The organism is Nocardia sp. NPDC005978 (assembly GCF_040614455.1).
In the GTDB taxonomy this organism is placed as follows: domain Bacteria; phylum Actinomycetota; class Actinomycetes; order Mycobacteriales; family Mycobacteriaceae; genus Nocardia.
This window is the reverse complement of sequence record NZ_JBEXUS010000044.1, coordinates 45,141-65,953: the sequence shown is the minus strand read 5'-3', so window position 1 is coordinate 65,953 and position 20,813 is coordinate 45,141. Positions and strand designations below refer to the sequence as shown.

Genomic DNA, 20,813 nt, shown 5'->3' with positions numbered 1-20,813 from the left:
GGCACTGACATTCATCGACACACTATTGAGTTCTCAAAGAACACACGCACACGGAACTTCGCGGGCTCTTTGTCCCGGTCGGTCTCCGTGGCTGCTTACATAGCTTAGCTCCTACCTCGCAGCAGAACCAAATCCGCTGGTCAGTTGAGCTAATGTGATCATCAGGCGCTCCTCGTACAACCTCGTTTCCCAGGCCCTTGGGGCTCCGGGTCGGTGTCCGTGTCGCTCTGACTTGGATAAAGTTACGTGTCACTACGAATGAAGTCAAATCGGCTGGTCAGAGGCGCGTGTCGCGCGAAAACAGGCGGCGGGACGCACTCGCCCGGGCCGCGGACCCGGAAAAGTTCGTGCGAATCGTGCAATCCTCGCGAATGGGCTTACCGATGCGCGTGCAGCGCGCACCCTGGGAGATGTGTACGTCTGCGATTCGTCGATCACGAGTGGCATTGTCGGTGAGTTCGCGGAGCGACTGTCCGACTCGGCCGATACGCGCTGGCGGGTGAGCTGGTTGCCCGGGCAAGTGTTCACGCGTGAGCAGGCGATGGCCGCGATCGAGTTGGTCGAACTCCTCTACGACCCCGCCCGGGCGAACGACACCGAACTACAGGCGAGCGTCGCGGCGGCCGCGACGACGCTCGGCATCCGCCCCATAGACGCGGCCGCCACGCTGTCCCAGCGGCACCCCAACCGCTGACGGAACGCACTCGACGGGCCGGCGACTCCCGGACAGCGAAGGACCCCCGGTCCGGAAACCGAGGGTCCTCGCGAATGCCGTTCCGGCGGTTGCCGTTTCAGGACATCAGAGCCCGGCGCGCTCGATGAACGTCATGACCGCCGCCTTGTCCTTGAACCCGGTGACGGCGATGTACAGGTTGGTCGAGGGGTTGAAGTACTCCATCGTGCCGCTGACGCTCTTGTCGTTGAAGCGGATCAACTTGCCGCCCTGCTCGGTGAGCCGATCGGGAAACTGCTTACGCCACAGCGCGGGCAGCTTGGACGGATCGGTGCTGATGTGCGCGAGCACCGCACGATCCTTGGAGGCGCCGTCGGTCAGACCGGCGATGAGCGCGTCCTTCTGCCCGATGTTGAAATCGGCGCCGGTGTCGAAGGCGTCGTCGTCGGTGTACCCGGGTTTGGTGGTGCGGTTGAAGTTCGGGGCCACCGCCGAGCGCAGCGCCGCGGGCATGGCGTCGAGAATCGGCTGCACCTCGGCCGGCACCGCGGCGGCGGCCTTCGTGCTGGTGGTCGTGGTCGACTTCCCGGTGGTGGTCGTCTTCGAGGACTCGGTGGTGGCCGCGGGCGCGGCGGTCGTGGTGGGTTTCGCCGCGGTGGTGTCGGAGTCGTCGTCACCACCGGCTACCACCACGATCACGCCGATCAGAATCGCGAGGACCGCGACGGCGGCCACGCCGATCAGCACCACCGGCGGCTTCCCGCCGGGCGTGCCCTGCGGGTTCGGCGGCGGCTGCTGTCCCCACTGCGGTTGCTGCTGTTGCGGTGGCGCCCACTGCTGACCGTGCGGCTGCTGTGGCTGCCCGCCCGGGCCCGGCTGTCCCTGCCACTGCTGCGGACCACCCTGCCCCTGCGGCGAAAACCCCTGCGGCGGTGGCGATTGCGGCGGGAACTGCTGTCGCGGTTGTCCGCCGTGGTTCGGCGGGACCTGCCCATACGGACCGGAATTGCCCGGGCCGGGGCCCTGCGGTGGATAGGTCATGAGGTCTCCCCTCCTCTGTTCGAGCCAACTCCCCAGGCTCGACGTCCGGCCGGAGCGTACCCGCGTATCCGGCCCGCCACCACGCGGAAAGCCGGTCCACCACACGGTGAACCGGCTTTCGGAACGTGAAACTCGGAAGGTCAGCGCACGTTGTCGGTGCACTGCGAGACGACGAGGATGCCGGGCCCGCCCGAGGCGCTCATCGACGAGGGCCGGTAGGCAGCCTGCAGGGCCGCGCGCTCGGCATCGAAACGGGTCGCGCCGGTCCCCCGGAAGTAGGAGGGGTTCGAACCCGAGCTCTTCGCGATCGCGCCGCACCCGTCGACGAACCGAACCTCGACGGTGCAGTGCGCGTAACCGCACTCGCTCACCGCGTCCCAATCCGACTCCTGCCAGTTGGGGTAGTTGTAGGCGGTGCCCCAGGTCTCGGTGCCGTCGTCCCACTGCCCCAGCGCGATCGAGCCGTAGTAGCGCCCGTCCGGCCCCGGCTCGGCGCTCGCCGTCCCGGCGCCCGTAACCACACCCGCCGTCAACGCGACAGCGGCCATACCCAGGGCAACCTTGCCCATTGCGAACATCGTGAAAACTCCCCATCGAATTGGCTTCGTTTTGAAACCAGTTACAGATCCTGGCGATTCGATGCCCGATTTGTCCAATCAGTTCCCGAACCCCGACAGCAGCAGATCACAGGGCACCGACAACACATTCCATTGGCGGCGAACACAACTCACGAGTAACCACAACGCCGAAGGCCGGCCCACCTTTCGGTGGACCGGCCTTCGGTCGTGTGCTGCGAGAACCGCGTCGGTTCGGCGCGGACTATCGATCCGAGGGGATCAGAAGTCCATGCCGCCCATGCCGCCGGTCGGGTCGCCCGCGGGGGCGGCCTTCTCCGGCTTGTCGGCGACGACGGCCTCGGTGGTGAGGAACAGCGCCGCGATGGAGGCGGCGTTCTGCAGGGCGGAGCGGGTGACCTTGACCGGGTCGGCAACGCCGGCGGCCAGCAGGTCGACGTACTCGCCCGAATCGGCGTTCAGGCCGTGGCCGGCGGGAAGGTTCGAGACCTTCTCGGCGACGACGCCCGGCTCGAGGCCGGCGTTGAACGCGATCTGCTTCAGCGGCGCGGACAGCGCGACGCGAACGATGTTCGCACCGGTGGCCTCGTCGCCGGTCAGGGTCAGCTCGTCCAGGGCCGGGGCGGCCTGCACGAGAGCAACGCCACCACCGGCGACGATGCCCTCTTCGACGGCGGCCTTGGCGTTGCGCACGGCATCTTCGATGCGGTGCTTGCGCTCCTTGAGCTCGACCTCGGTGGCGGCGCCGGCCTTGATGACCGCGACGCCGCCGGCCAGCTTGGCCAGCCGCTCCTGCAGCTTCTCACGGTCGTAGTCCGAGTCCGAGTTCTCGATCTCGGAGCGGATCTGCGCCACGCGGCCCTTGATGGCCTCCGGGTCGCCCGCGCCCTCGACGATGGTGGTCTCGTCCTTGGTGATGACGACCTTGCGGGCGGTGCCGAGCAGCTCGATGCCGGCGGTGTCCAGGGACAGGCCGACCTCTTCGCTGATGACCTCGCCACCGGTGAGGATGGCGATATCGGCGAGCATGGCCTTGCGACGGTCACCGAAGCCCGGCGCCTTGACGGCGATGGACTTGAAGGTGCCGCGGATCTTGTTGACCACCAGGGTGGAAAGGGCTTCGCCCTCGACGTCCTCGGCGATGATCAGCAGCGGCTTGCCGGCCTGGATGACCTTCTCCAGCAGCGGCAGGAGGTCCTTGACGGTCGAGATCTTCGAGCCGACGAGCAGGATGTACGGATCCTCGAGGGTCGCTTCCTGACGCTCCGGGTCGGTGACGAAGTAACCCGAGATGTAGCCCTTGTCGAAGCGCATGCCCTCGGTGAGCTCCAGCTGGAGACCGAAGGTGTTGCTCTCCTCGACGGTGATGACGCCTTCCTTGCCGACCTTGTCCATGGCCTCGGCGATCAGATCGCCGATGGACGAGTCGCCGGCCGAGATGCCAGCGGTAGCAGCGATCTGCTCCTTGGTCTCGACCTCCTTGGCGGTCTCCAGCAGGCGCGCGGTGATGGCCGCGACGGCCTTCTCGATGCCGCGCTTCAGGCCCAGCGGGTTCGCGCCGGCCGCGACGTTGCGCAGGCCCTCGCGCACCAGCGCCTGGGCGAGCACGGTGGCGGTGGTGGTGCCGTCGCCAGCGACGTCATCCGTCTTCTTGGCAACTTCCTTGACGAGCTCCGCGCCGATCTTCTCGTACGGATCCTCGAGCTCGATTTCCTTGGCGATGGAGACACCATCGTTGGTGATGGTGGGGGCGCCCCACTTCTTCTCCAGCACGACGTTGCGGCCCTTCGGGCCCAGCGTCACCTTGACAGCGTCGGCCAGGGCGTTCAGACCCCGCTCGAGACCGCGGCGAGCCTCTTCGTCGTACGCAATTGTCTTGGCCATTGCGTTGAGATCCTCCAGATCAGGGGATTGACACGATCTGGCCAGGCTCGGTGCCCGCGACGGACGACCACAAGGGGCCTCACCGTCCCGACCTAGCACTCACAGGTCGGGAGTGCCAAAGCCATTTCTAGCACTCTCCCCCGGGGAGTGCAAGGTCGGGGCAGCGCGAAACGAGGTCTCACTCCAACCTAACCGGGATAGCAGGGGGCGACCCCCGAACCCCGAAACAGACCCGGCGGCCCGGCCCCGGAGGGCGCGGTCCGTGTCTCTACCTGACCAAGCGGTCGTCGACCCGCAGGAGCAGCGCTATCAGAGCGTCCGTGCGACGTTCCTCCGGCGTTCGCGGTTCCCCCTGCTCGACGTCGACGAGTTCGGCGTCATTGAGCAGGAGTTCGGCCTCGATTCGCATGATCGCGCGAATGAAGGCCGGTGCGACATCGGGTGGCAGGTCACCGTTCACTATGTAGCCGCCGTCCGGCGTGTCCTCGGTGGAGACATAGGAGAGCGCGCGCAGCAGATCTGCGCGCGTTTCCCCCGCAACCAGGTCGGAACCTTCGTCGTCCGCCATACGGATATCCTATCGGGCGCGCCCCAGGAGTCACGTGAGGCTGCCCCCGCAACTGCTATTTCACTTCCGGCGCGCCCCCGGTGATCGAGGACAGCAGCGCCTCGACGTCCGCGGACACCGAGTCCTTGTCCAGGCCGAGCCCGGACAGCACGCCGGTCCCGTCCTCCACGTCGAGCAGCGCCAGCAGCAGATGTTCGGTGCCGACGTAGTTGTGGCCCAGCCGAAGTGCCTCGCGGAAGGTCAGCTCGAGGGTCTTCTTGGCCTGAGAGTCGAAGGGAATCAACGCCGCGATCTTGTCCGCGGCGGCGGGCAGCGCGGCGGTGGCGACCCGGCGCACCGCGTCGATGCTGACGCCCTTGGCGATGATGATCTGCACCGCAAGCGATTCCGGCTCCTTCAGCAGACCGAGGATCAGGTGCTCGGGGGTGATTTCGGCATTGCTCGCATCGCGCGCCTCCTCCTGCGCGGCCACCACCACGTGCCGGGCGCGCGGGGTGAAGCGGGCGAAGCCCGCCTGGGGATCGAGGGCGGCGGCCTCGGCGGCGTCACCCGGACCCTTGGGCACGAAGCGCTTCTGGGCGGCCTGTTTGGTGACGCCCATGCTGCCGCCGATATCGGTCCAGGACGCCCCGGAGCGCCGGGCCTGATCGACGAAATGGCCGATCAGGTGGTCTGCGAGTTCACCGAGGTGATTGGCCACGACCACGGCGTCCGAGAGCTGGTCCAGGGCGTTGTCGGGGCGGGCCTTCTTGATGCCGTCGATCAGATCGTCGAGGCGGAAAGGATTCGTCATACGTCAACTGTAGGTTGACCATCTCTCAATGGTCAACCATTAGTTGACGATCAGCGAAAACTTTCCGGTGCTGCCCGCGGGGGCCGTCCCCGCCGCCCGTCAGGGACGAGCCGCCCAGCCCGCGCCGCGCACGATGCCCTCCTTGAACCAGACCGCCGGCCGCCCGGTGACCGCGCGGGCCGTGGGGGTGTCGTCGGGGTTCAGGAACTGGATGACCGCGTCGCGCCGGCCCAGGCTCAGGCACTGGAAGTAGTAGCGGAATTGCCGTGCGGCGGGCTCCTTCCCACGCAGGCGCGCGGTAATGGCCGTGGCCGCGTACTTGCCCGCGGGCAGCGCGGTGGCGCAGGCCATGCGCAGCTCGCGCTCACCCGGACCCGCGACGACGGCGGCGTCGCCGACCGCGTAGATGTCCGGGTGCGCCACGGCGCGCAGGTCGTCGCCGACCAGGACGCGGCCCCGCGCGTCCACCGCCAGACCGGAGCGGGCGGCCACGTCGGGGACCGCGAAACCGGCGGTCCACAGGACCGTGCCGGCGGGCACGTGCGCGCCGTCGACCAGGTCGAGTCCGGTCGGCGTCACCGCGGCCACCTTCGCCCCGGCGTGCACGCGCACCCCGAGCCGGTCGAGCACCGCCCCGATGTGCCCGCGCGCCTTGGCCGAGAGCCAGGCCCCGGGCTCGTCGGCGCTGATCAGCAGCACCTCGAGGTCCGGCCGGGATTCGGCGAGTTCGGTCGCGACCTCGATGCCGGTGGAGCCGCCGCCCACCACCGCGACACGGCCGGACAGCTCCGGCGCCCGCCGCACATCCTCGGGCGTCGCCACCGCGTGGGCGTGCGCCGCGAGGCCCGGCACGCCGCCGGTGTCGGCCACGCTCCCCAGCGCGTAGACGAGCGAGTCGTAGGGCACCGGTTCGGCATCGGCCAGTTCCACCCGTTTCGCCTCCGGGTCGATCCGGGTCGCCCGTGCCTGCGTGAACTCGATTCCCTTGGGCTCCAGCAGTTCTCGAAGATTCCAGCGCGGCACCTCCTGCCCCGCCAGCACCTGGTGCAGCCGCACGCGCTCCACGAGCTCGGCCCGGGCGTCGATCACGGTGACCCGCACGCCTTTCGCCCGCGCGGCCTGCCGCGCCGCCGCCAGCCCCGCGTATCCCGCACCCAAGACGACAATCCGATGTTCCCCGGTCATGGCCGACCCCTTTCGCTGGTCCGATACCACTCAGACGGGACAGCCCCGCGATCCCTGACAACCCGGGCCGTGTGCTGCGTCACGCCGACCGGCCCGCCCCGACCGCACGATGCGGCGGCGGGACCGCGCTGGATTGCCGCGAGGCCGACCGCCGATCGATGCCCGTTCCGATCGAACCGTCAGGCCGGGGGCGCGCCGGTTGCCGATTGATCGGTCCGGGTGAAGTACGCGAGTTTGTCGGGGTTCACGACCAGGCGCAGCGACGCGAAGTGGTCGGGGGCGAACTCGGCGGCGAGCACCAGCAGCACGACCCCGGGCGCGCGGGCGACCAGGGCCGGTGTGCCGTTGACGTTCTCGATGTCGACGCGCAGGCCCGGAACCGAGAACCGGAACAGGCCGACCAGGTAGCGGGCGACGCGGTCGGGGCCGACGACCGTGCGGCGGGCGGCATTGACCTTGTCGCCGCCGTCGGCGACCGAGGTGATGTCGGCCGCGAACAGCGCGCCGAGCGATTCCACGTCCCCGGCCTGCGCGGCGATCAGGAACTTCTCGAACAGCGCGCGGGCCTGCGCGGGCGCGGGCTCGAATCGGGGGCGCTCCTGCCGGACGTGCTGTGCCGCGCGGCGATAGAGCTGCTGGGAATTGGATTCGGTGAGGTCCAGCATGTCGGCGATCTCGCGGTGGGCGTACCCGAAGGCCTCGCGCAGGACGAAGACCGCGCGCTCGGCGGGGGTCAGGCGTTCCATCAGGGCCAGCATCGCCAGCGAGACCAGCTCCCGCTGTTCGGCCGACTCCAGCGGGCCGAGTTGGCCGTTGGGGGTCGCGACGGGTTCGGGCAGCCACGGGCCGACGTAGGTCTCGCGGCGGGCACGCGCCGAATCCAGCCAGGTACGGCACAGATTGACCAGGATGGTGGTCAACCACGCTTCGGCGGAACGGATGTCGCCGCGCTGACTCGCGTCCCAGCGCAGGTAGGTCTCCTGCACCGCGTCCTCGGCCTCGCTCGCCGACCCGAGCATGCGATAGCCCAGCGCGAACAGGCGCGGCCGATGTCGTTCGAATTCGGCCAGCCCCTCGGCATCCATCTGCCCGCCCCTCCTCGCGCTACGCGGTCGTTCGGGGACGATACGCCTGCGCCGAGCCCGGGTTCCGGTGACCATCCACACCTGCACACGGTGGCCCGCGCCGCCAACCACGCACCAACGGGCCACCAACGGCTCCGCTGGATTCGGCTGACGCGCCGCGCCGTTGGATCATCGCGCCGGTCGGAAAAGCGCACGTGCGGTGCACCGGGTGTGACACGTGACGCTGGGCAGCGGGGCCGGGAATATGCGACTGCCGAGCCGTCTTCTCGGTGGTCCGGCGATGTGCCGGCAGCGCTTCGCGCACCGGCCACACAGCCGGGTCCAGCGCCCGCCGGTGCTGGAACTCCGCCGAGCAGGGGTGTGCCGCGCCGGGTCCCGCGAGGGCGTCCGACGCGCGGCAACACCGGATTATCGAGCGGTCGCGCCGATCGCGTCGGCCATCACCGCACCGGCCGAATTCGCTTCTCCGCACACGAGCTTGGCGGTGCTGAGCGCGACATTGGGGCTGCCCGCGAACTTGGATCCGGGATTGGCCGCCAGCACCTGCTGGATGACCTGGATCTCGGTGTCGCCGTCGAGCTCACGGAATTCGCCACAGGTTGTCTGGGCGCCGTTGGGCGCGCTGTTCTTCTTGATCACGGTGGTCACCGGGGCGGCGGCCGGCGGCTCCACCGGCGGTGCGGCCGGGGTGGTGACCGCGGTGGCCGTGACCTGGGCCGCGGCGGCGGTGACCGAGGCGCTCTCGGACGTGCTCGCCGCACCCGTGGAAGTGTCCGAACCGCAAGCCGATAGGCCCAGTACCAGCGCGCCCGCCGCGAGGGCACCCACAAAGATCCGCTTCATACCCTGCTTTCCGAACTCTCCGCGATGTCTGCGCGCCGGACCCGCCCGGCGCTCGCAGCAGCGTACCCGGACCCGGCGGTTTCGTGCAGTGGCAGTTCGGAGCCCGCAAATTCCCGGCGATCGGGATCGAGAGCGACCGGAGCGCACCGGATGCCGGCGGCGGGCGACGCCGCCGATGCGCCCGGTCCGGGGGTCAGTTCAGCTGACCCCGCCAATCCGCGGGCACGCGCTCGCGCGGCCCGGGCACGCTCTGCTCCAGCGGATGGTGCTGCGGCGCGACCAGATCCGGGCCGTTGCCGTACATGTCGCCGCTCTCGTAGTTGTAGAACCAGCTCTCCCCCGGCTCGTAACTCTGCGCGAACGGGTGACCCGCGTCCTTGAAGTGCTTGGACGCGTGCTGCGAGGGTGAGCTGTCGCAGCACCCCACGTGCCCGCACTGCGCGCAACGACGCAGATGCAGCCACCAGCCCTGCGCGGCTTCGCATTCCACACACCCCGGGCCGCTGGGCGGGACCGTGGTATCGATGCCCTCGATCTGTTCCGACATCACTGACCTCCTGTTTCGGTGAGCGGCGGTGCCATGTCCTCGGATGCTTCCAGCGGCAGTCGCACGATGAACCGGGTGTCACCCGGCACGGACTGCACCCGGATGTCGCCGTGATGCTTGTTGACCACGATGCGGAACGAGATGTCCAGGCCCAGGCCCGTGCCCTCGCCGACCGGTTTGGTGGTGAAGAACGGTTCGAAGATGCGGGTCCGGATCTCCTCCGGCACACCGGGACCGGTGTCGCCGATCTCCACCGCGACGCATTCGCCGTCGCGGTAGGTGCGCACGGTCAGCGTGCCGCGGCCCGCCATGGCGCCGATCGCGTTGTCGATCAGGTTGGTCCACACCTGATTGAGCTCGGCGGCGTAGCAGGGCACCGGCGGCAGGGCCAGGTCGTACTCCTTGACGACCTCGATGTCGTCACCGAGCTTGCGGCCCAGCATGACCAGCGTGCTGTCGAGGAGTTCGTGGATGTCCACGACCTGGAACGGCGCGCGGTCCATCTGTGAATACTGCTTGGCCGCGTTCACCAGCGTGGAGATCCGCGTGGTGGAGTCGGCGATCTCGTTCATGAGCAGTTCGGTCTCGACCGTGTAGTTGAGCCAGCGGATCGCGCCCTCGAAAACCGGTCCGTCACAGGCGGACAGGGTGCCCTTGACCTTCTCCAGCCAGTCGATGTCGAACCCGGCCTGCACGAAGTTGGCCGCGATGTCCCAGCCGAAGCTGATGCCGTGGTTCTCCAGCCAGTCGCCGAGTTCGTCCTCGCGGTCGGCGGCTTCCAGCGGTGTCAGGATCGGGGCCTTGGCGACCTGGGCGGCGGCCTCCTCCTGCAGCTGCACCAGGTTTTCCAGGGTGGCAGAGTCGAATTTGCCGTGCGCCATCATCTTCAGCTTGTGCCGCATCCCGGCGACGCGTTCGCGCAGCGAGGAGGTGGCGCGCACCGCGGCGGCGGCCGGGTTGTTCAGCTCGTGGGTCAGGCCCGCGGACAGCGAGCCCAGGGCGAGCAGCCGTTCCCGTTGCCCGATGCGCTCATTGGCGTTGCGGTTGCCGAAGAACACTCCTTCGAGCAGGTGGACCGCCATCGGGAACCAGTCCTGCATCATGGCGGAGAAGATCCCGGCGTCGAGCACGAAGAACCGCGACGGCCGGGTGACGTAGAACGAGCCCGAGTAGTGCTGATCGACCTTGTCGCCCATGTACGCCATCCACGCGCCCGAGTAGACGCCGCGGTGGTCGGTGCGAACGAGTTCGATCTCCTCTCCGCCCGACATCTTGGTCAGCCGGACCTCACCGTCCATTAGCACGTAGAAACAGGTGCCCGGATCACCCTCGCGGAAGACCAGACCCGGTTCGAAGCGCTCGACCCGGCCGTCCCGGCACAGCCATGCCAGCTGTTCGTCGTTCAGCTTCTCGAACAGGAACAGTTCGCGTAGTTCGTTCGGATCGCAGATCAGATTCGTTCCCACGGCACTCCTACTGTTTCGCCAGGTAGCGGTGGACCAGCATGACGGCCATCGCGCCTTCGCCCACGGCCGAGGCCACCCGCTTGGCCGATTCCGAGCGGACGTCGCCCGCCACGAAGACCCCGGGCACGCTGGATTCCAGATGGTGCGGCGGGCGCGGCAGCTCCCAGCCCGCCGGGCGCGCGCCGTCGACCATGAGGTCGGGGCCGGCGAGCACGTAGCCCTTGTCGTCGCGGAAGACCACGCCGTCGAGCCAGTCCGTTTCCGGGGCCGCGCCGATGAACAGGAACAGCCGTTCCGCGTCCACCTTCTCCTCGGCCCCGGACGCGTTGTCCCGCACCACCAGGTGCTCGAGGTGATCGTCGCCGTGCGCGGAGACCACCTCGGTCCGGGCGCGCAGTTTGATGTTGGGGATCTGCTCGATCTGCTGGATCAGGTAGTGCGACATCGAATCCACCAGCGATTCCGCCCGCACCAGAATGTGCACCGTGCGCGCGTGCCGGGACAGGTACACCGCCGCCTGTCCCGCGGAGTTCGCGCCGCCGACGATGTAGACGTCCTTGTCCGCGCAGTCCGACGCCGCGGTCATGGCCGAGCCGTAATAGACGCCGCGACCGGTGAATTCGTCCACGCCGGGCGCCGGATGATGCCGGTAGTTCACGCCGGTGGCGATGAGCACGCTGTGCGCGGCGATGCTGCCGCCGTCGGCGAACTTCACCACGCGCGCCGAACCGCACGCCTCCAGCGAGACGACTTCGCGTGCGGTGATGAGCTCGGCGCCGAATTTCACCGCCTGCCGCCTGGCACGGTCGGCCAGCTGCGCGCCGGAGACGCCGTCCGGGAAGCCGAGGTAGTTCTCGATGCGCGAGCTCTGACCGGCTTGACCGCCGGTCGCGGTGCGCTCCACCAGCACCGTGCGCAGGCCCTCGGAGGCGCCGTACAGCGCGGCGCCCAGCCCGGCCGGTCCGCCGCCGACCACGATGAGGTCGTAGAAGTCGCCGGAAGGATCGATGTTCAGCCCGACCGCGGCGGCCAGTTCCGAGTCCGACGGCATCGCCAGGACCTTGCCGTCGGAGTTGATGATGAGCGGGCACTGATCCTCGGTGGCGTCCGCGGCGGCGAGCAGGCGCGCGCCCTCGGGCTCGTCGACCTGGTACCAGCGATACGGCAATTGGTTGCGGGCCAGGAACTCCCGGACCTGCGAGCAGCGGGCGGACCAGCGATGGCCCACGACCTTGGTTTCGGTGACCGGCCGGTGCTCGTCCCCGCGCCACGCCTCGAGCAGGGCGTCGATGACCGGGTAGAGCTTCTCCTCCGGCGGATCCCACGGCTTGAGCAGGTAGTGATCGAGGTCGACGACATTGATGGCCTCGATGGCCGCGTCGGTGTCCGCGTAGGCGGTCAGCAGCACGCGCCGGGCGTAGGGGTGCAGGTCCATGGCCTGCTCGAGGAATTCGACGCCGTTCATGTTCGGCATCCGGTAGTCGGCGATCAATACCGCGACCGGCTGGCCGCGCAGTTTCAGTTCCCGCAGTACCTCGAGGGCATCGGCGCCGGATTCCGCGCGCAGGATGCGATAGTCGGCGCCGTAGCGGCGGCGCAGATCGCGAACCACGGCCCGGGAAACGCCCGGATCGTCGTCCACGCTGAGGATGGCCGGTTTGGCGGCAGCTGGTGAGGTCACCTAACGATTATGCGGCGGGGTGGCAAATTGGCAGGTCGCGACGCCGCCACCGGCTCAGATGCGATGGTGTTGAACAATATCGAGCTCGCTCGGGGTGAGTAGACGTTCCAGCTGCTCCTCGAGGGCCCCGTTGGTCTTGGAGCGGCCCAGGCGGCCGTGGCGCTGCGGTGCGCCGGCGCGGGCTTCGGCGGGGAGGATCGGGACCGTCTTGGTCTTGCGGTGCAGGAGCGAGCGCAGTTTCACGGCCGATCACCTCACGTTTCCGTCGGAAGCAGGTGGCTGTGGTCTGTATTCAGGTCTATCCGACATTCTGCTCCGGCCATTACATTCGGCAGATCGGCAGCACCGGAATGTAATGCACTTGATCTTCAGTGTTCGGATCGCTGTTCGAATCCGCGATCTTGTTCGAAACCTGTTCGATTGCCGCGGGCCACATCGGCCGAACTAGGATGAGCGGTACTGATCGTCACACTCTCGGAGGCAGCGTTGCCGAACAAGTTGGAAGCCACCATCGATATCGCGGCAACGCCCGAGCAGGTGTGGAGCGTCATCTCGGATCTGAAGCGGATGCCCGAGTTCAGCCCGCAGTGCATTCGGATGCAGCCGCTGGGCAAGGTCAAGACCGGCACCTGGACCGTCAATCTGAACAAGGACGGCGCCAAGGTGTGGCCGACCACCTCGCGCATCGTGCGCTTCGAGCCGAATCGGGCGCTGGCGTTCCGCATGACCGAGAACCGCACGATCTGGAGCTACACCCTCGAGCCCACCGCCGAGGGCACCCGCGTGACCCAGCGCCGCGACGTGCCCAATGGCGTCACCTGGATCGTCCGCAAGGTCATCGACACCACCCTCGGCGGTGAAGCGTCGTTCGAGGCGGCCCTGGTCTCGGGCATGAACGAAACCCTCGGCAAGATCAAGAAGTCGGTCGAGAAGTAGTTCTCGATGCGCCCGGCCGCGTGTGTTTTCCCGACCGGCCGGGCCCGGGTGCCCTAGGTTCGGCCTCATGCGACGACGACTTCTGGGTATCTGCGGCGCGGCCACCGGTCTGGCGCTGGTGCTGACCGGCTGTGGCAGTTCGGGTTCCGACGGTGACCGCACGGTCACCGTGGTCGGGAACGGCAAGGTGCAGGGCGTGCCCGATGTGCTCAACGCCGATCTCGGGGCCGAGGTGTCCGCGGCCGATGTGTCCAGCGCCGTGGACGGGGTGAACGCCAAGGCCGCCGCCATGAGCGCGGCCATGGTCACCGCCGGGGCCAAGAAAGAGGACATTCAGACCAGCGAGCTGTCGGTGCAACCCACCTACGGCCCGGAGGGCCGGACCATCACCGGCTACAAGGCCACCAACAACGTGCACATCGCGGTCCGGGATCTGCCCAAGGCGTCGGCGATCCTGGACGCGGCGGTCAAGGCCGGCGGCAACGACACCCGCATCAGCTCGGTGGCCTTCGGCCTGGAGGACAACACCAAACTGCTGTCCGATGCCCGCGCCCGCGCCTTCGACGACGCCAAATCCCGCGCCCAGCAGTACGCGGACCTGGCCGGCGCGAAGCTGAAGGACGTCCGGACCATCAACGAGGGCGGCTCGGGCGGCGACTTCCCGGTCATGCGCGATGCCGCGCCCTCCGCCTCGGGTTTCAGTCTGGAACCGGGCCAGCAGACGGTGACGTTCACCGTCACCGTCGTCTGGGACCTCGGCTGACCCCGCGAAAGGGCAAGCGCTACTTCCAGTTCGGCATCGTCACGACCTGCGCCGCGTAGGACAGGCCCGCGCCGAAGGCGATGAGCAGGGCGGTGCCGCCGGGTTTGGCGTCGCCGTTGCGCAGCAGCGCTTCCATGGCCAGCGGAACCGAGGCGGCCGAGGTGTTGCCGGTCTCCTCGATGTCGTTGGCCAGCGCGCAGTGCTCGGGCAGTTTCAGCACCCGGGCCATGATCTCGATGATCCGGCCGTTGGCCTGGTGCGGGACCATCGCGTCCAGATCGTCCGGCGTCAGGCCCGCCCGCTCGATGGCGTCGCGGCACACCTTCTCCAAAGAGTGCGCGGCCCAGCGGAATACGGCCGTGCCCTCCATGGCGAGATACGGGCGCACGGCGTCGAGGCCCTGCTCGTCGATCTCGCGGAAGAATTCCATCCAGTCCTTGGTCTGGCGGATGGCGTGATGCTGGGTGCCGTCCGAACCCCAGACGGTCGGGCCGATGCCCGGTTCGTCGGAGGCGCCGACCACGACCGCGCCCGCGCCGTCGGCGAACAGGAACGCGGTGCTGCGATCGGCCGGATTGACGGCGTCGGTCAGCCTTTCGACGCCGATGACCAGCACGTTGCGCGCCGTGCCGCCCTTGACCAGATCCGAGGCCACCGCCAGCGCGTGGCAGAAGCCGGCGCAGCCCGCGGAGATGTCGAAGGCCGCGGCGGCCTCGAGTCCCAGCTCGGTGGCGATCTGCGGGGCGGCGGCCGGGGTGAGCAGCAGCCAGGTCGAGGTGGCGACGATGACGGCGTCGATCTCCCCGGCCGCTATCTCGGCGGCTTCGATGGCATCGCGGGCCGCCGCGCTGCTCATGCTGATGATCGTCTCGTCCTCGGACGCGAAGCGGCGGGTGCGGATGCCGGAGCGCGTCCGGATCCATTCGTCGCTGGAGTCGATCGGTCCGGCGACCTCTTCGTTGGTCACCACCCGGGCCGGGCGGTAGACGCCGAGGCCGAGTATCGCGGTGTGCTCTACCCCGCTGATCGAGGCAATTCGAGCAGCCATGGTGCTTCTCCTATGTACTGCGGGTCGATCATGACCTTCATCGGGCCCCCACCCGTGCGGAACGCCGTACACAGCCGGCGCGTAACTGAAACCGCAGACATGAGGCTCCCTCATATTAATCGTGAAAGACTCTCATGGGTGTGGGTTCGATCACAATTCGGACTAGGAGCTGCCCCGGTCACCCCCCGATCGCCCACGGAGGACACGAGTGGTGGACCACCTTCACGTAGTGTGTGAGCGCGGTGCTTTCCGCACCTACCCGCGCATGAAAGAGGAGCTTGTGGCCCGCCGTCCCACCCCGCCCGGCACTCCCGAAACCACCGGACTCGGCCATGTCGCCGATCTCGTCCGCCACGCCATCCCGCCGCTGCACCCGGCCGGTCTGCCCTTCGTGGCGGCCCCGCTGGCGGTAGCCGTGCTGGGTTTCCGGCGTAAGTGGGTGCGCCGCACGGGTCTGTTCGCCGCCGCCGCGACCGCCTCGTTCTTCCGGCACCCGCATCGCGTTCCGCCGAACCGGCCCGGTGTCGTGGTCGCGCCCGCCGACGGCGAGGTCGCACTGGTCGACACGGCCGTTCCCCCCGCGGAATTGAACCTCGGTGATCAGCCGCTGCCCCGGGTGAGCATCTTCCTGTCCGTGCTCGATGTGCACGTGCAGCGCGCGCCCATCGCCGGCAGCGTGGAGAACATCGTCTACAAGAAGGGCCAGTTCCTCTCGGCGGACCTGCCCGAGGCCAGCGATGCCAACGAGCGCAACAGCCTGGTGCTGGTGACCGAGGGCGGTCAGCGCCTGGCGGTCATCCAGATCGCCGGCCTGCTGGCGCGGCGCATCATCTGCGAGCCCAAGGTCGGCGACAAGCTCACCATCGGCGACACCTACGGTCTCATCCGGTTCGGTTCGCGCGTGGACACCTACTTCCCGGCCGGTACGAAACTGCTGGTGGTGCCGGGACAGCGGACCATCGGCGCGGAAACGGTGCTGGCCGAACTGGTTTCGTGATGGAACAACTCGCGCCTGCGCCGATCGAGCGCCGCCGCAATCGCACCGTGCGCCTGCTCCCGAGCATGGTGACCATTCTCGGGCTCTGCTCGGGACTGTCCGCGGTCAAGTTCGCCATGGAGAACAACCTCGCGTTCGCGCTGGCGCTGATCGGCGCGGCCGCGATCTTCGACATGCTGGACGGCCGCATCGCCCGCATGCTCGACGCGACCACCAAGATGGGCGCGGAGCTGGACTCGCTGTCCGACGCGATCGCCTTCGGCGTCGCGCCCGCGCTGGTGCTGTACGTGGCCTTCCTCGAGGCCGACAGCGTCGGCTGGATCGTCGCGCTCATGTTCGCGGTCTGCATGGTGCTGCGCCTGGCCCGGTTCAACACCCTGATGGACGACGACTCCCGGCCCGATTGGCAGCGGGAGTATTTCGTCGGTGTGCCCGCCCCCGCGGGCGCGCTGATCGCGCTGCTGCCCATCGCGCTGTCGGTGCAGTTCGGCGACGGCTGGTGGGACAGCTTCCCGGTGGTCGCGGTCTGGGTCGTGCTGACCGGCCTGCTGTGCGTGAGCACGCTCCCGACGCTGGCCATCAAGTCGGTGTCGGTGGCCCCGCGCACCGCGCCGCTGCTGCTGGTGCTGGTGGCCCTGGCCGCCGCGCTGCTGGTGACCTACCCGCTGATCCTGATGATGGCGCTGGTGGTGCTGTACCTCGGGCACATCCCGTTCGCCGTGCACTCCGCCCGCTGGGTGGCCGCGCGCCCGGAGACCTGGGATCACAAGCCCGCCGAACGCCGCGCGCAGCGCCGGGCACAGCGCCGCCGCCCGATCGCGAGCATGTCCTCGGCGCGCCTGCGCCTGCGCCGCCCCGGCGGAAAGTTGTAGTCCCGAACCCGTTCGGACGCCCACGGTTTCGTGCCCTGTGCAGGGCTCGAACCGTGGGCGTTCGGTTTTCCGGGGCCGACACCCGGCGGTGGCGCGCATATTTCCAGCACAATGGGTGCCGTGCCCGAACTCGCGCTGACCGCCCGGCTCAATTCCGCGCCCACCGACTCCCGGCGAGGCCTGGTCCGACTGCATCCGGAGGCGCTGGCCGCGCTGGGCCTGCGGGAGTGGGACGGCATCGCGCTGGTCGGGGCGCGGCGCACCGCGGCCGTGGTGGCGGTCGCGCCGGCCGGGACCGCGCCCGGCACCGCCCTGCTCGATGACGTGACACTGTCCAACGCGGGGGTGCGCGAGGACGCCACGGTGGTCGTCTCGCCCGTGACCGTCTACGGCGCCCGCCAGATCTCGGTGACGGGTTCGACGCTGGCGACCGCGAGCATCCCGGAGCCGACCCTGCGCCAGGCCCTGCTCGGCAAGGTGGTCACCGTCGGCGACACGGTCTCGCTGGCCCCGCGCGATCTGGGCCCGGGTACCAGCAATTCCGCTGCCACCCAAGCACTCTCGAAGCTGTTCGGTTATGCCTGGACCTCGGAGCTGCTGACCGTGACCGCCACCGATCCCGCCACCGGGCCGGTGAGCGTGCAGCCCAACAGCGCGGTGGTGTGGGGACCGGGTGTGGCGGCCACCGATTCCCCGCGCGCGCTCATGGGCGACGACCAGTCCCAGGCGCCCGACCGCCTCGATCGGCCCGCCGCCGGTCCGCGCGCGGCCTCCCCCGCGCCGGTGTCGGCGGTCGCGGTGGCGGATCTGGCGGGGGTGCAGGCCCAGGCCGCCAAGCTGACCGAATGGCTGAATCTGGCCCTGGACGAGCCGGAGCTGCTCCGGACGCTGGGCGCGTCCTCGCAGCTGGGTGTGCTGGTGACCGGCCCGGCCGGGGTCGGCAAAACCACGCTCGCGCGCGCGGTGACGGGTGCGCGGCGCCTGGTGGAACTGGACGGCCCCTCGGTCGGGGCGACCGAGAGCGGCACCCGGCTGCGCGAGGTCGGCATGGCGGTGAGCGAGATCTGTTCGGGCGCGGGCGGGGTGCTGCTCATCACCGACATCGACGCGCTGCTGCCGGCCGAGCCCGAACCGGTGGCCACCCTCATTCTCGATCAGCTGCGCGCGGCGGTGGCCGCGCCCGCGGTCGCGCTGCTGGCCACGACGGCGCATCCGGCCCGGGTCGACGCCCGGCTGCGGGCCCCGGATCTGTGCGATCGCGAGGTGTCGCTGCCGCTGCCGAACGCGGCGGTGCGCGCCGCGCTGCTGGAGCAGTTGCTGCGCCCGATTCCGGCGGGGGAGCTGAAGCCCGCGGAGATCGCCGCGCGCACACCCGGTTTCGTCGCCTCGGATCTGGCCGCGCTGGTGCGCGAGGCGGCGCTGCGGGCGGCCGCGCGGGCCAGCCGGGAGCAGTCCGAGCCGATGCTGCGGCAGGAGGATCTGACCGGGGCGCTGGAGGTCATCCGCCCGCTGTCGCGGTCCGGGACCGAGGAATTGGCCATCGGCAGTCTGGGTTTGGACGACGTCGGCGACATGGTGGAGACCAAGCAGGCGCTCACCGAGGCGGTGCTGTGGCCGCTGCGGCATCCCGATTCCTTCGCCCGGCTCGGCATCGAGCCGCCGCGCGGGGTGCTGCTGTACGGCCCGCCCGGCTGCGGCAAGACGTTCCTGGTGCGCGCGCTGGCCAGTACCGGTCAGTTGAGCGTGCACGTGGTCAAGGGCGCGGAGCTGATGGACAAGTGGGTCGGCTCCTCCGAGCGCGCGGTGCGGGAATTGTTCCAGCGCGCACGCGATTCCGCGCCTTCGCTGGTGTTCCTGGACGAGGTGGACGCGCTCGCCCCGCGGCGCGGGCAGAGCAGTGATTCGGGGGTGACCGACCGGGTGGTGGCGGCGCTGCTGACCGAGCTCGACGGGGTGGAGCCGCTGCGCGACGTGGTCGTGGTCGCCGCGACGAACCGCCCGGATCTCATCGATCCCGCGCTGACCCGGCCGGGCCGGCTGGAACGGCTGGTGTTCGTGCCGCCGCCCGATGCCGCGGCGCGGGCCGAAATCCTGCGCACGGCGGCCAAATCCGTGCCGCTGGCCGGGGAGGTCGATCTCAAGAAGCTGGCGGTGGAGCTGGAGGGCTACTCGGCGGCCGATTGCGCGGCGCTGTTGCGCGAGGCGGCGCTGTCGGCGATGCGCCGCGATGTGGACGCCTGCGATGTGACGGCTGCGGACATGGCCGCGGCGCGGGCGGCGGTGCGGCCGTCGCTCGATCCGGTTCAGGTGGAATCGCTGCGCGCGTTCGCGGCGCAGCGGGCGGCCTCCGGTTAAATTCGCGAGGTGCCCGGAATAGCGGCCGAATTGTCTGCCGGTCGTGCGGGAATTCGGCCCTCGGGGTTATTCGCGGGGCCGGAGAATCCGATCGGCAAACTAAATAGTTGGGGCGAGTCGGACCGATCGGTACGCCGTGTCACGGTATTTTCTCCCAGGTGAGACCGTATCAGGTAGCCACCGAGACGATCACGGTATTGGTCGCCACCACGGTCGCCGGCCTTTCACTCGCATTGCCGATCGACTTCGGCTGGACGTCGGAGTCTTCGGCGTTGCAACTGGATTTGATGGCCTACAGCCTGCCCAGAGCGGTAGGCGCCGGGGTGTTGGTCGGCATGATCGCCGCGGTGCTCATCACCACGCTCGGCAGCATCGTCACCGCGTGGGGTACCGCCCTCGCGGGGCTGGTGGTGCTGACCGCGAATCACCTCTACGGGCAGGCCGGGGAAGTCACCGCCTCCCTGTCCACGATGAACTTCATCGATTCGCTCGCGGGTGGTCTGGTCCTGGGCGCGCTCGGTTCGGCGGTGCTGCATCATCGTCTGCCCGCGTACGGCTGGACCTTGGGCGTATTGATCAGCGTGCTGCTCGGTTCGGTGAATCCGATGCCGTTCGCGGGCGAGGTGCTGGGCCGGAACTTCCCCAGCGCCTGGGAATCGCTGGATATGCCGCCGCTGTGGATGATCGAGGTGGCGCTGGTGCTGGTCGCCATCGGCACCCTGGCCAATCGCAATCGCGAACCCGCCGAACGGCCTTCGATCGAATTGCCGCTGGCGCCGGTGCTGGCGGCCGTGGTGCTGGTGCTGGTCACCGTGGCGAGCGCGGAATGGCTGTCGCGGCACGGGGACTCCCTCGCCTCGGTCGGGCTGGCGGTGGTCACCACCATGACCACCGCCGTCATCGCGGCCATGCTGCTGCCCGGCCGGGACGGCGAGATCGTGCTGGCGGCGGTGGCATTGAGCGCGGTGGGCTCGGCGGCGCTGGCCGCCGAACTGCCCGGGTGGGCCATCCCGACCGCGGTCGCGGTCGCGGTGCTGGGCATGTGGTACGGCAGCCGCAAGGGTTCGCTCATGATCCTGCTGCTGCTCCTGGTGGTGCTGGGGATGTTCACCGCGATCACCGCGGGCAGCCATCGCGCGTTCTTCACCGTCGGCGGCACCCTGGCGCTGTCCTGGCTGGTCGGGTACGGGCTGACCGCGGCGACACCGCGTTACGTGCCGAGCCGGGTGCTGGGCACGCTCGTGCTGTTCATCCCCTCGGCGGTGCTGGGCCTGCGCGACTATTCCGCGCGCGGTCACTACGCCATGCAGGATTCGAGTCAGGCGGTGGTGTGCACGGTGACCCCGCAGGACGCCTCGGTTCCCGCCTGGACCGGCGTGCTGGTCGCGATCGGCTGCATCGTCGGATTACAGGTGCTGCGCCGCGGCCGCCCGCTCACCGAGAAGCCGGAGTCCGCCGAGGGCGCAGCGGTTTCCACCGACGAGGAGTGAGCCCGCGCGCC

General features: G+C 69.2%; 20 protein-coding genes. 7 read left to right on the top strand and 13 right to left on the bottom strand.

All coding sequences use genetic code 11. The annotated features are described in order from the left end of the window. Positions 1 to 412 precede the first annotated feature (412 nt). Positions 413 to 694 carry a hypothetical protein gene (locus ABZ319_RS21130; RefSeq protein WP_354988153.1) on the top strand — a complete coding sequence of 94 codons (282 nt, stop codon included), beginning with the start codon at positions 413 to 415 and terminating at the stop codon, positions 692 to 694. A 105-nt stretch (positions 695 to 799) separates the two neighbouring features. Here the strand turns inward: ABZ319_RS21130 and ABZ319_RS21125 are convergent, their stop codons facing one another. From ABZ319_RS21125 to ABZ319_RS21070, 12 genes are all read right to left on the bottom strand, one after another. After that, complete coding sequence (locus tag ABZ319_RS21125; RefSeq protein ID WP_354988152.1) at positions 800 to 1,714, bottom strand: hypothetical protein; 915 nt, start codon at positions 1,712 to 1,714, stop codon at positions 800 to 802. A 140-nt stretch (positions 1,715 to 1,854) separates the two neighbouring features. Then, positions 1,855 to 2,283: a DUF4189 domain-containing protein gene (locus ABZ319_RS21120; protein WP_354988151.1), complete on the bottom strand. Its 429-nt coding sequence runs from the start codon at positions 2,281 to 2,283 to the stop codon at positions 1,855 to 1,857. Between the two features lie 267 nt (positions 2,284 to 2,550). Continuing rightward, entirely contained in the window at positions 2,551 to 4,173 is a 1,623-nt protein-coding gene (gene groL / locus ABZ319_RS21115; RefSeq protein ID WP_354988150.1) for a chaperonin GroEL, read from the bottom strand. A gap of 268 nt (positions 4,174 to 4,441) precedes the next feature. Then, the gene (locus ABZ319_RS21110) at positions 4,442 to 4,741 is read right to left on the bottom strand and encodes a hypothetical protein (RefSeq protein ID WP_354988149.1); all 300 of its coding nucleotides are present in this window, start codon (positions 4,739 to 4,741) and stop codon (positions 4,442 to 4,444) included. 55 nt (positions 4,742 to 4,796) lie between these two features. Next, positions 4,797 to 5,534, bottom strand: a complete 738-nt coding sequence (locus ABZ319_RS21105) for a Clp protease N-terminal domain-containing protein (protein WP_354988148.1) — start codon at positions 5,532 to 5,534, stop codon at positions 4,797 to 4,799. Between the two features lie 99 nt (positions 5,535 to 5,633). Further along, positions 5,634 to 6,719 (bottom strand): FAD-dependent oxidoreductase, encoded by a 1,086-nt coding sequence (locus ABZ319_RS21100; protein ID WP_354988147.1) that lies wholly within the window; start codon positions 6,717 to 6,719, stop codon positions 5,634 to 5,636. Between the two features lie 179 nt (positions 6,720 to 6,898). Then, on the bottom strand, positions 6,899 to 7,804 hold the full coding sequence (locus ABZ319_RS21095; RefSeq protein ID WP_354988146.1) for an RNA polymerase sigma-70 factor: 906 nt from the start codon (positions 7,802 to 7,804) through the stop codon (positions 6,899 to 6,901). 408 nt (positions 7,805 to 8,212) lie between these two features. Then, on the bottom strand, positions 8,213 to 8,647 hold the full coding sequence (locus ABZ319_RS21090) for a hypothetical protein (protein ID WP_354988145.1): 435 nt from the start codon (positions 8,645 to 8,647) through the stop codon (positions 8,213 to 8,215). Positions 8,648 to 8,840: 193 nt separating this feature from the next. Next, entirely contained in the window at positions 8,841 to 9,194 is a 354-nt protein-coding gene (locus ABZ319_RS21085) for a UBP-type zinc finger domain-containing protein (protein ID WP_354988144.1), read from the bottom strand. Continuing rightward, complete coding sequence (locus ABZ319_RS21080; protein ID WP_354988143.1) at positions 9,194 to 10,660, bottom strand: ATP-binding protein; 1,467 nt, start codon at positions 10,658 to 10,660, stop codon at positions 9,194 to 9,196. Before ABZ319_RS21080 ends, ABZ319_RS21085 begins: the two co-directional genes overlap by 1 nt. A 7-nt stretch (positions 10,661 to 10,667) precedes the next feature. Next, on the bottom strand, positions 10,668 to 12,341 hold the full coding sequence (locus ABZ319_RS21075; protein ID WP_354988142.1) for an FAD-dependent oxidoreductase: 1,674 nt from the start codon (positions 12,339 to 12,341) through the stop codon (positions 10,668 to 10,670). Between the two features lie 54 nt (positions 12,342 to 12,395). Further along, positions 12,396 to 12,584 carry a hypothetical protein gene (locus ABZ319_RS21070; RefSeq protein WP_354988141.1) on the bottom strand — a complete coding sequence of 63 codons (189 nt, stop codon included), beginning with the start codon at positions 12,582 to 12,584 and terminating at the stop codon, positions 12,396 to 12,398. Between the two features lie 243 nt (positions 12,585 to 12,827). On the opposite strand from ABZ319_RS21070, the gene ABZ319_RS21065 reads away from it, so the two are divergent. Together ABZ319_RS21065 and ABZ319_RS21060 are read left to right on the top strand one after the other, a co-directional pair. Further along, positions 12,828 to 13,277 (top strand): SRPBCC family protein, encoded by a 450-nt coding sequence (locus ABZ319_RS21065; protein WP_354988140.1) that lies wholly within the window; start codon positions 12,828 to 12,830, stop codon positions 13,275 to 13,277. A 67-nt stretch (positions 13,278 to 13,344) separates the two neighbouring features. Beyond that, the gene (locus tag ABZ319_RS21060) at positions 13,345 to 14,040 is read left to right on the top strand and encodes an SIMPL domain-containing protein (protein ID WP_354988139.1); all 696 of its coding nucleotides are present in this window, start codon (positions 13,345 to 13,347) and stop codon (positions 14,038 to 14,040) included. A gap of 19 nt (positions 14,041 to 14,059) precedes the next feature. Here ABZ319_RS21060 and ABZ319_RS21055 read toward each other — a convergent pair whose 3' ends face one another. Further along, positions 14,060 to 15,088: a beta-ketoacyl-ACP synthase III gene (locus tag ABZ319_RS21055; protein ID WP_354988138.1), complete on the bottom strand. Its 1,029-nt coding sequence runs from the start codon at positions 15,086 to 15,088 to the stop codon at positions 14,060 to 14,062. Between the two features lie 280 nt (positions 15,089 to 15,368). Here ABZ319_RS21055 and ABZ319_RS21050 point away from each other — a divergent pair, with 280 nt between their 5' ends. The 4 genes from ABZ319_RS21050 to ABZ319_RS21035 all read left to right on the top strand — a co-directional run bounded on the left by ABZ319_RS21050 (position 15,369) and on the right by ABZ319_RS21035 (position 20,802). After that, positions 15,369 to 16,085 carry a phosphatidylserine decarboxylase gene (locus tag ABZ319_RS21050; protein ID WP_354988155.1) on the top strand — a complete coding sequence of 239 codons (717 nt, stop codon included), beginning with the start codon at positions 15,369 to 15,371 and terminating at the stop codon, positions 16,083 to 16,085. Next, positions 16,085 to 16,957: a CDP-diacylglycerol--serine O-phosphatidyltransferase gene (pssA, locus tag ABZ319_RS21045; protein WP_354988137.1), complete on the top strand. Its 873-nt coding sequence runs from the start codon at positions 16,085 to 16,087 to the stop codon at positions 16,955 to 16,957. Before ABZ319_RS21050 ends, pssA begins: the two co-directional genes overlap by 1 nt. 111 nt (positions 16,958 to 17,068) lie before the next feature. After that, a complete protein-coding gene (locus ABZ319_RS21040) occupies positions 17,069 to 19,312 on the top strand; it encodes an AAA family ATPase (protein ID WP_354988136.1) in 2,244 nt (747 codons plus the stop codon). A 158-nt stretch (positions 19,313 to 19,470) separates the two neighbouring features. After that, positions 19,471 to 20,802, top strand: coding sequence for a hypothetical protein (locus ABZ319_RS21035; protein WP_354988135.1), 1,332 nt, complete (start codon positions 19,471 to 19,473; stop codon positions 20,800 to 20,802). The last annotated feature ends 11 nt before the right edge of the window (positions 20,803 to 20,813 follow it).

Coding starts and splice junctions, on each gene's coding strand:
- ABZ319_RS21120 (WP_354988151.1), bottom strand. CDS start 2,283: ATGGGCAAGGTTGCCCTGGGTATGGCCGCTGTCGCGTTGACGGCGGGT.
- ABZ319_RS21105 (WP_354988148.1), bottom strand. CDS start 5,534: ATGACGAATCCTTTCCGCCTCGACGATCTGATCGACGGCATCAAGAAG.
- ABZ319_RS21100 (WP_354988147.1), bottom strand. CDS start 6,719: ATGACCGGGGAACATCGGATTGTCGTCTTGGGTGCGGGATACGCGGGG.
- ABZ319_RS21090 (WP_354988145.1), bottom strand. CDS start 8,647: ATGAAGCGGATCTTTGTGGGTGCCCTCGCGGCGGGCGCGCTGGTACTG.
- ABZ319_RS21125 (WP_354988152.1), bottom strand. CDS start 1,714: ATGACCTATCCACCGCAGGGCCCCGGCCCGGGCAATTCCGGTCCGTAT.
- ABZ319_RS21095 (WP_354988146.1), bottom strand. CDS start 7,804: ATGGATGCCGAGGGGCTGGCCGAATTCGAACGACATCGGCCGCGCCTG.
- ABZ319_RS21060 (WP_354988139.1), top strand. CDS start 13,345: ATGCGACGACGACTTCTGGGTATCTGCGGCGCGGCCACCGGTCTGGCG.
- ABZ319_RS21085 (WP_354988144.1), bottom strand. CDS start 9,194: ATGTCGGAACAGATCGAGGGCATCGATACCACGGTCCCGCCCAGCGGC.
- ABZ319_RS21055 (WP_354988138.1), bottom strand. CDS start 15,088: ATGGCTGCTCGAATTGCCTCGATCAGCGGGGTAGAGCACACCGCGATA.
- ABZ319_RS21040 (WP_354988136.1), top strand. CDS start 17,069: ATGGGTGCCGTGCCCGAACTCGCGCTGACCGCCCGGCTCAATTCCGCG.
- pssA (WP_354988137.1), top strand. CDS start 16,085: ATGGAACAACTCGCGCCTGCGCCGATCGAGCGCCGCCGCAATCGCACC.
- groL (WP_354988150.1), bottom strand. CDS start 4,173: ATGGCCAAGACAATTGCGTACGACGAAGAGGCTCGCCGCGGTCTCGAG.
- ABZ319_RS21110 (WP_354988149.1), bottom strand. CDS start 4,741: ATGGCGGACGACGAAGGTTCCGACCTGGTTGCGGGGGAAACGCGCGCA.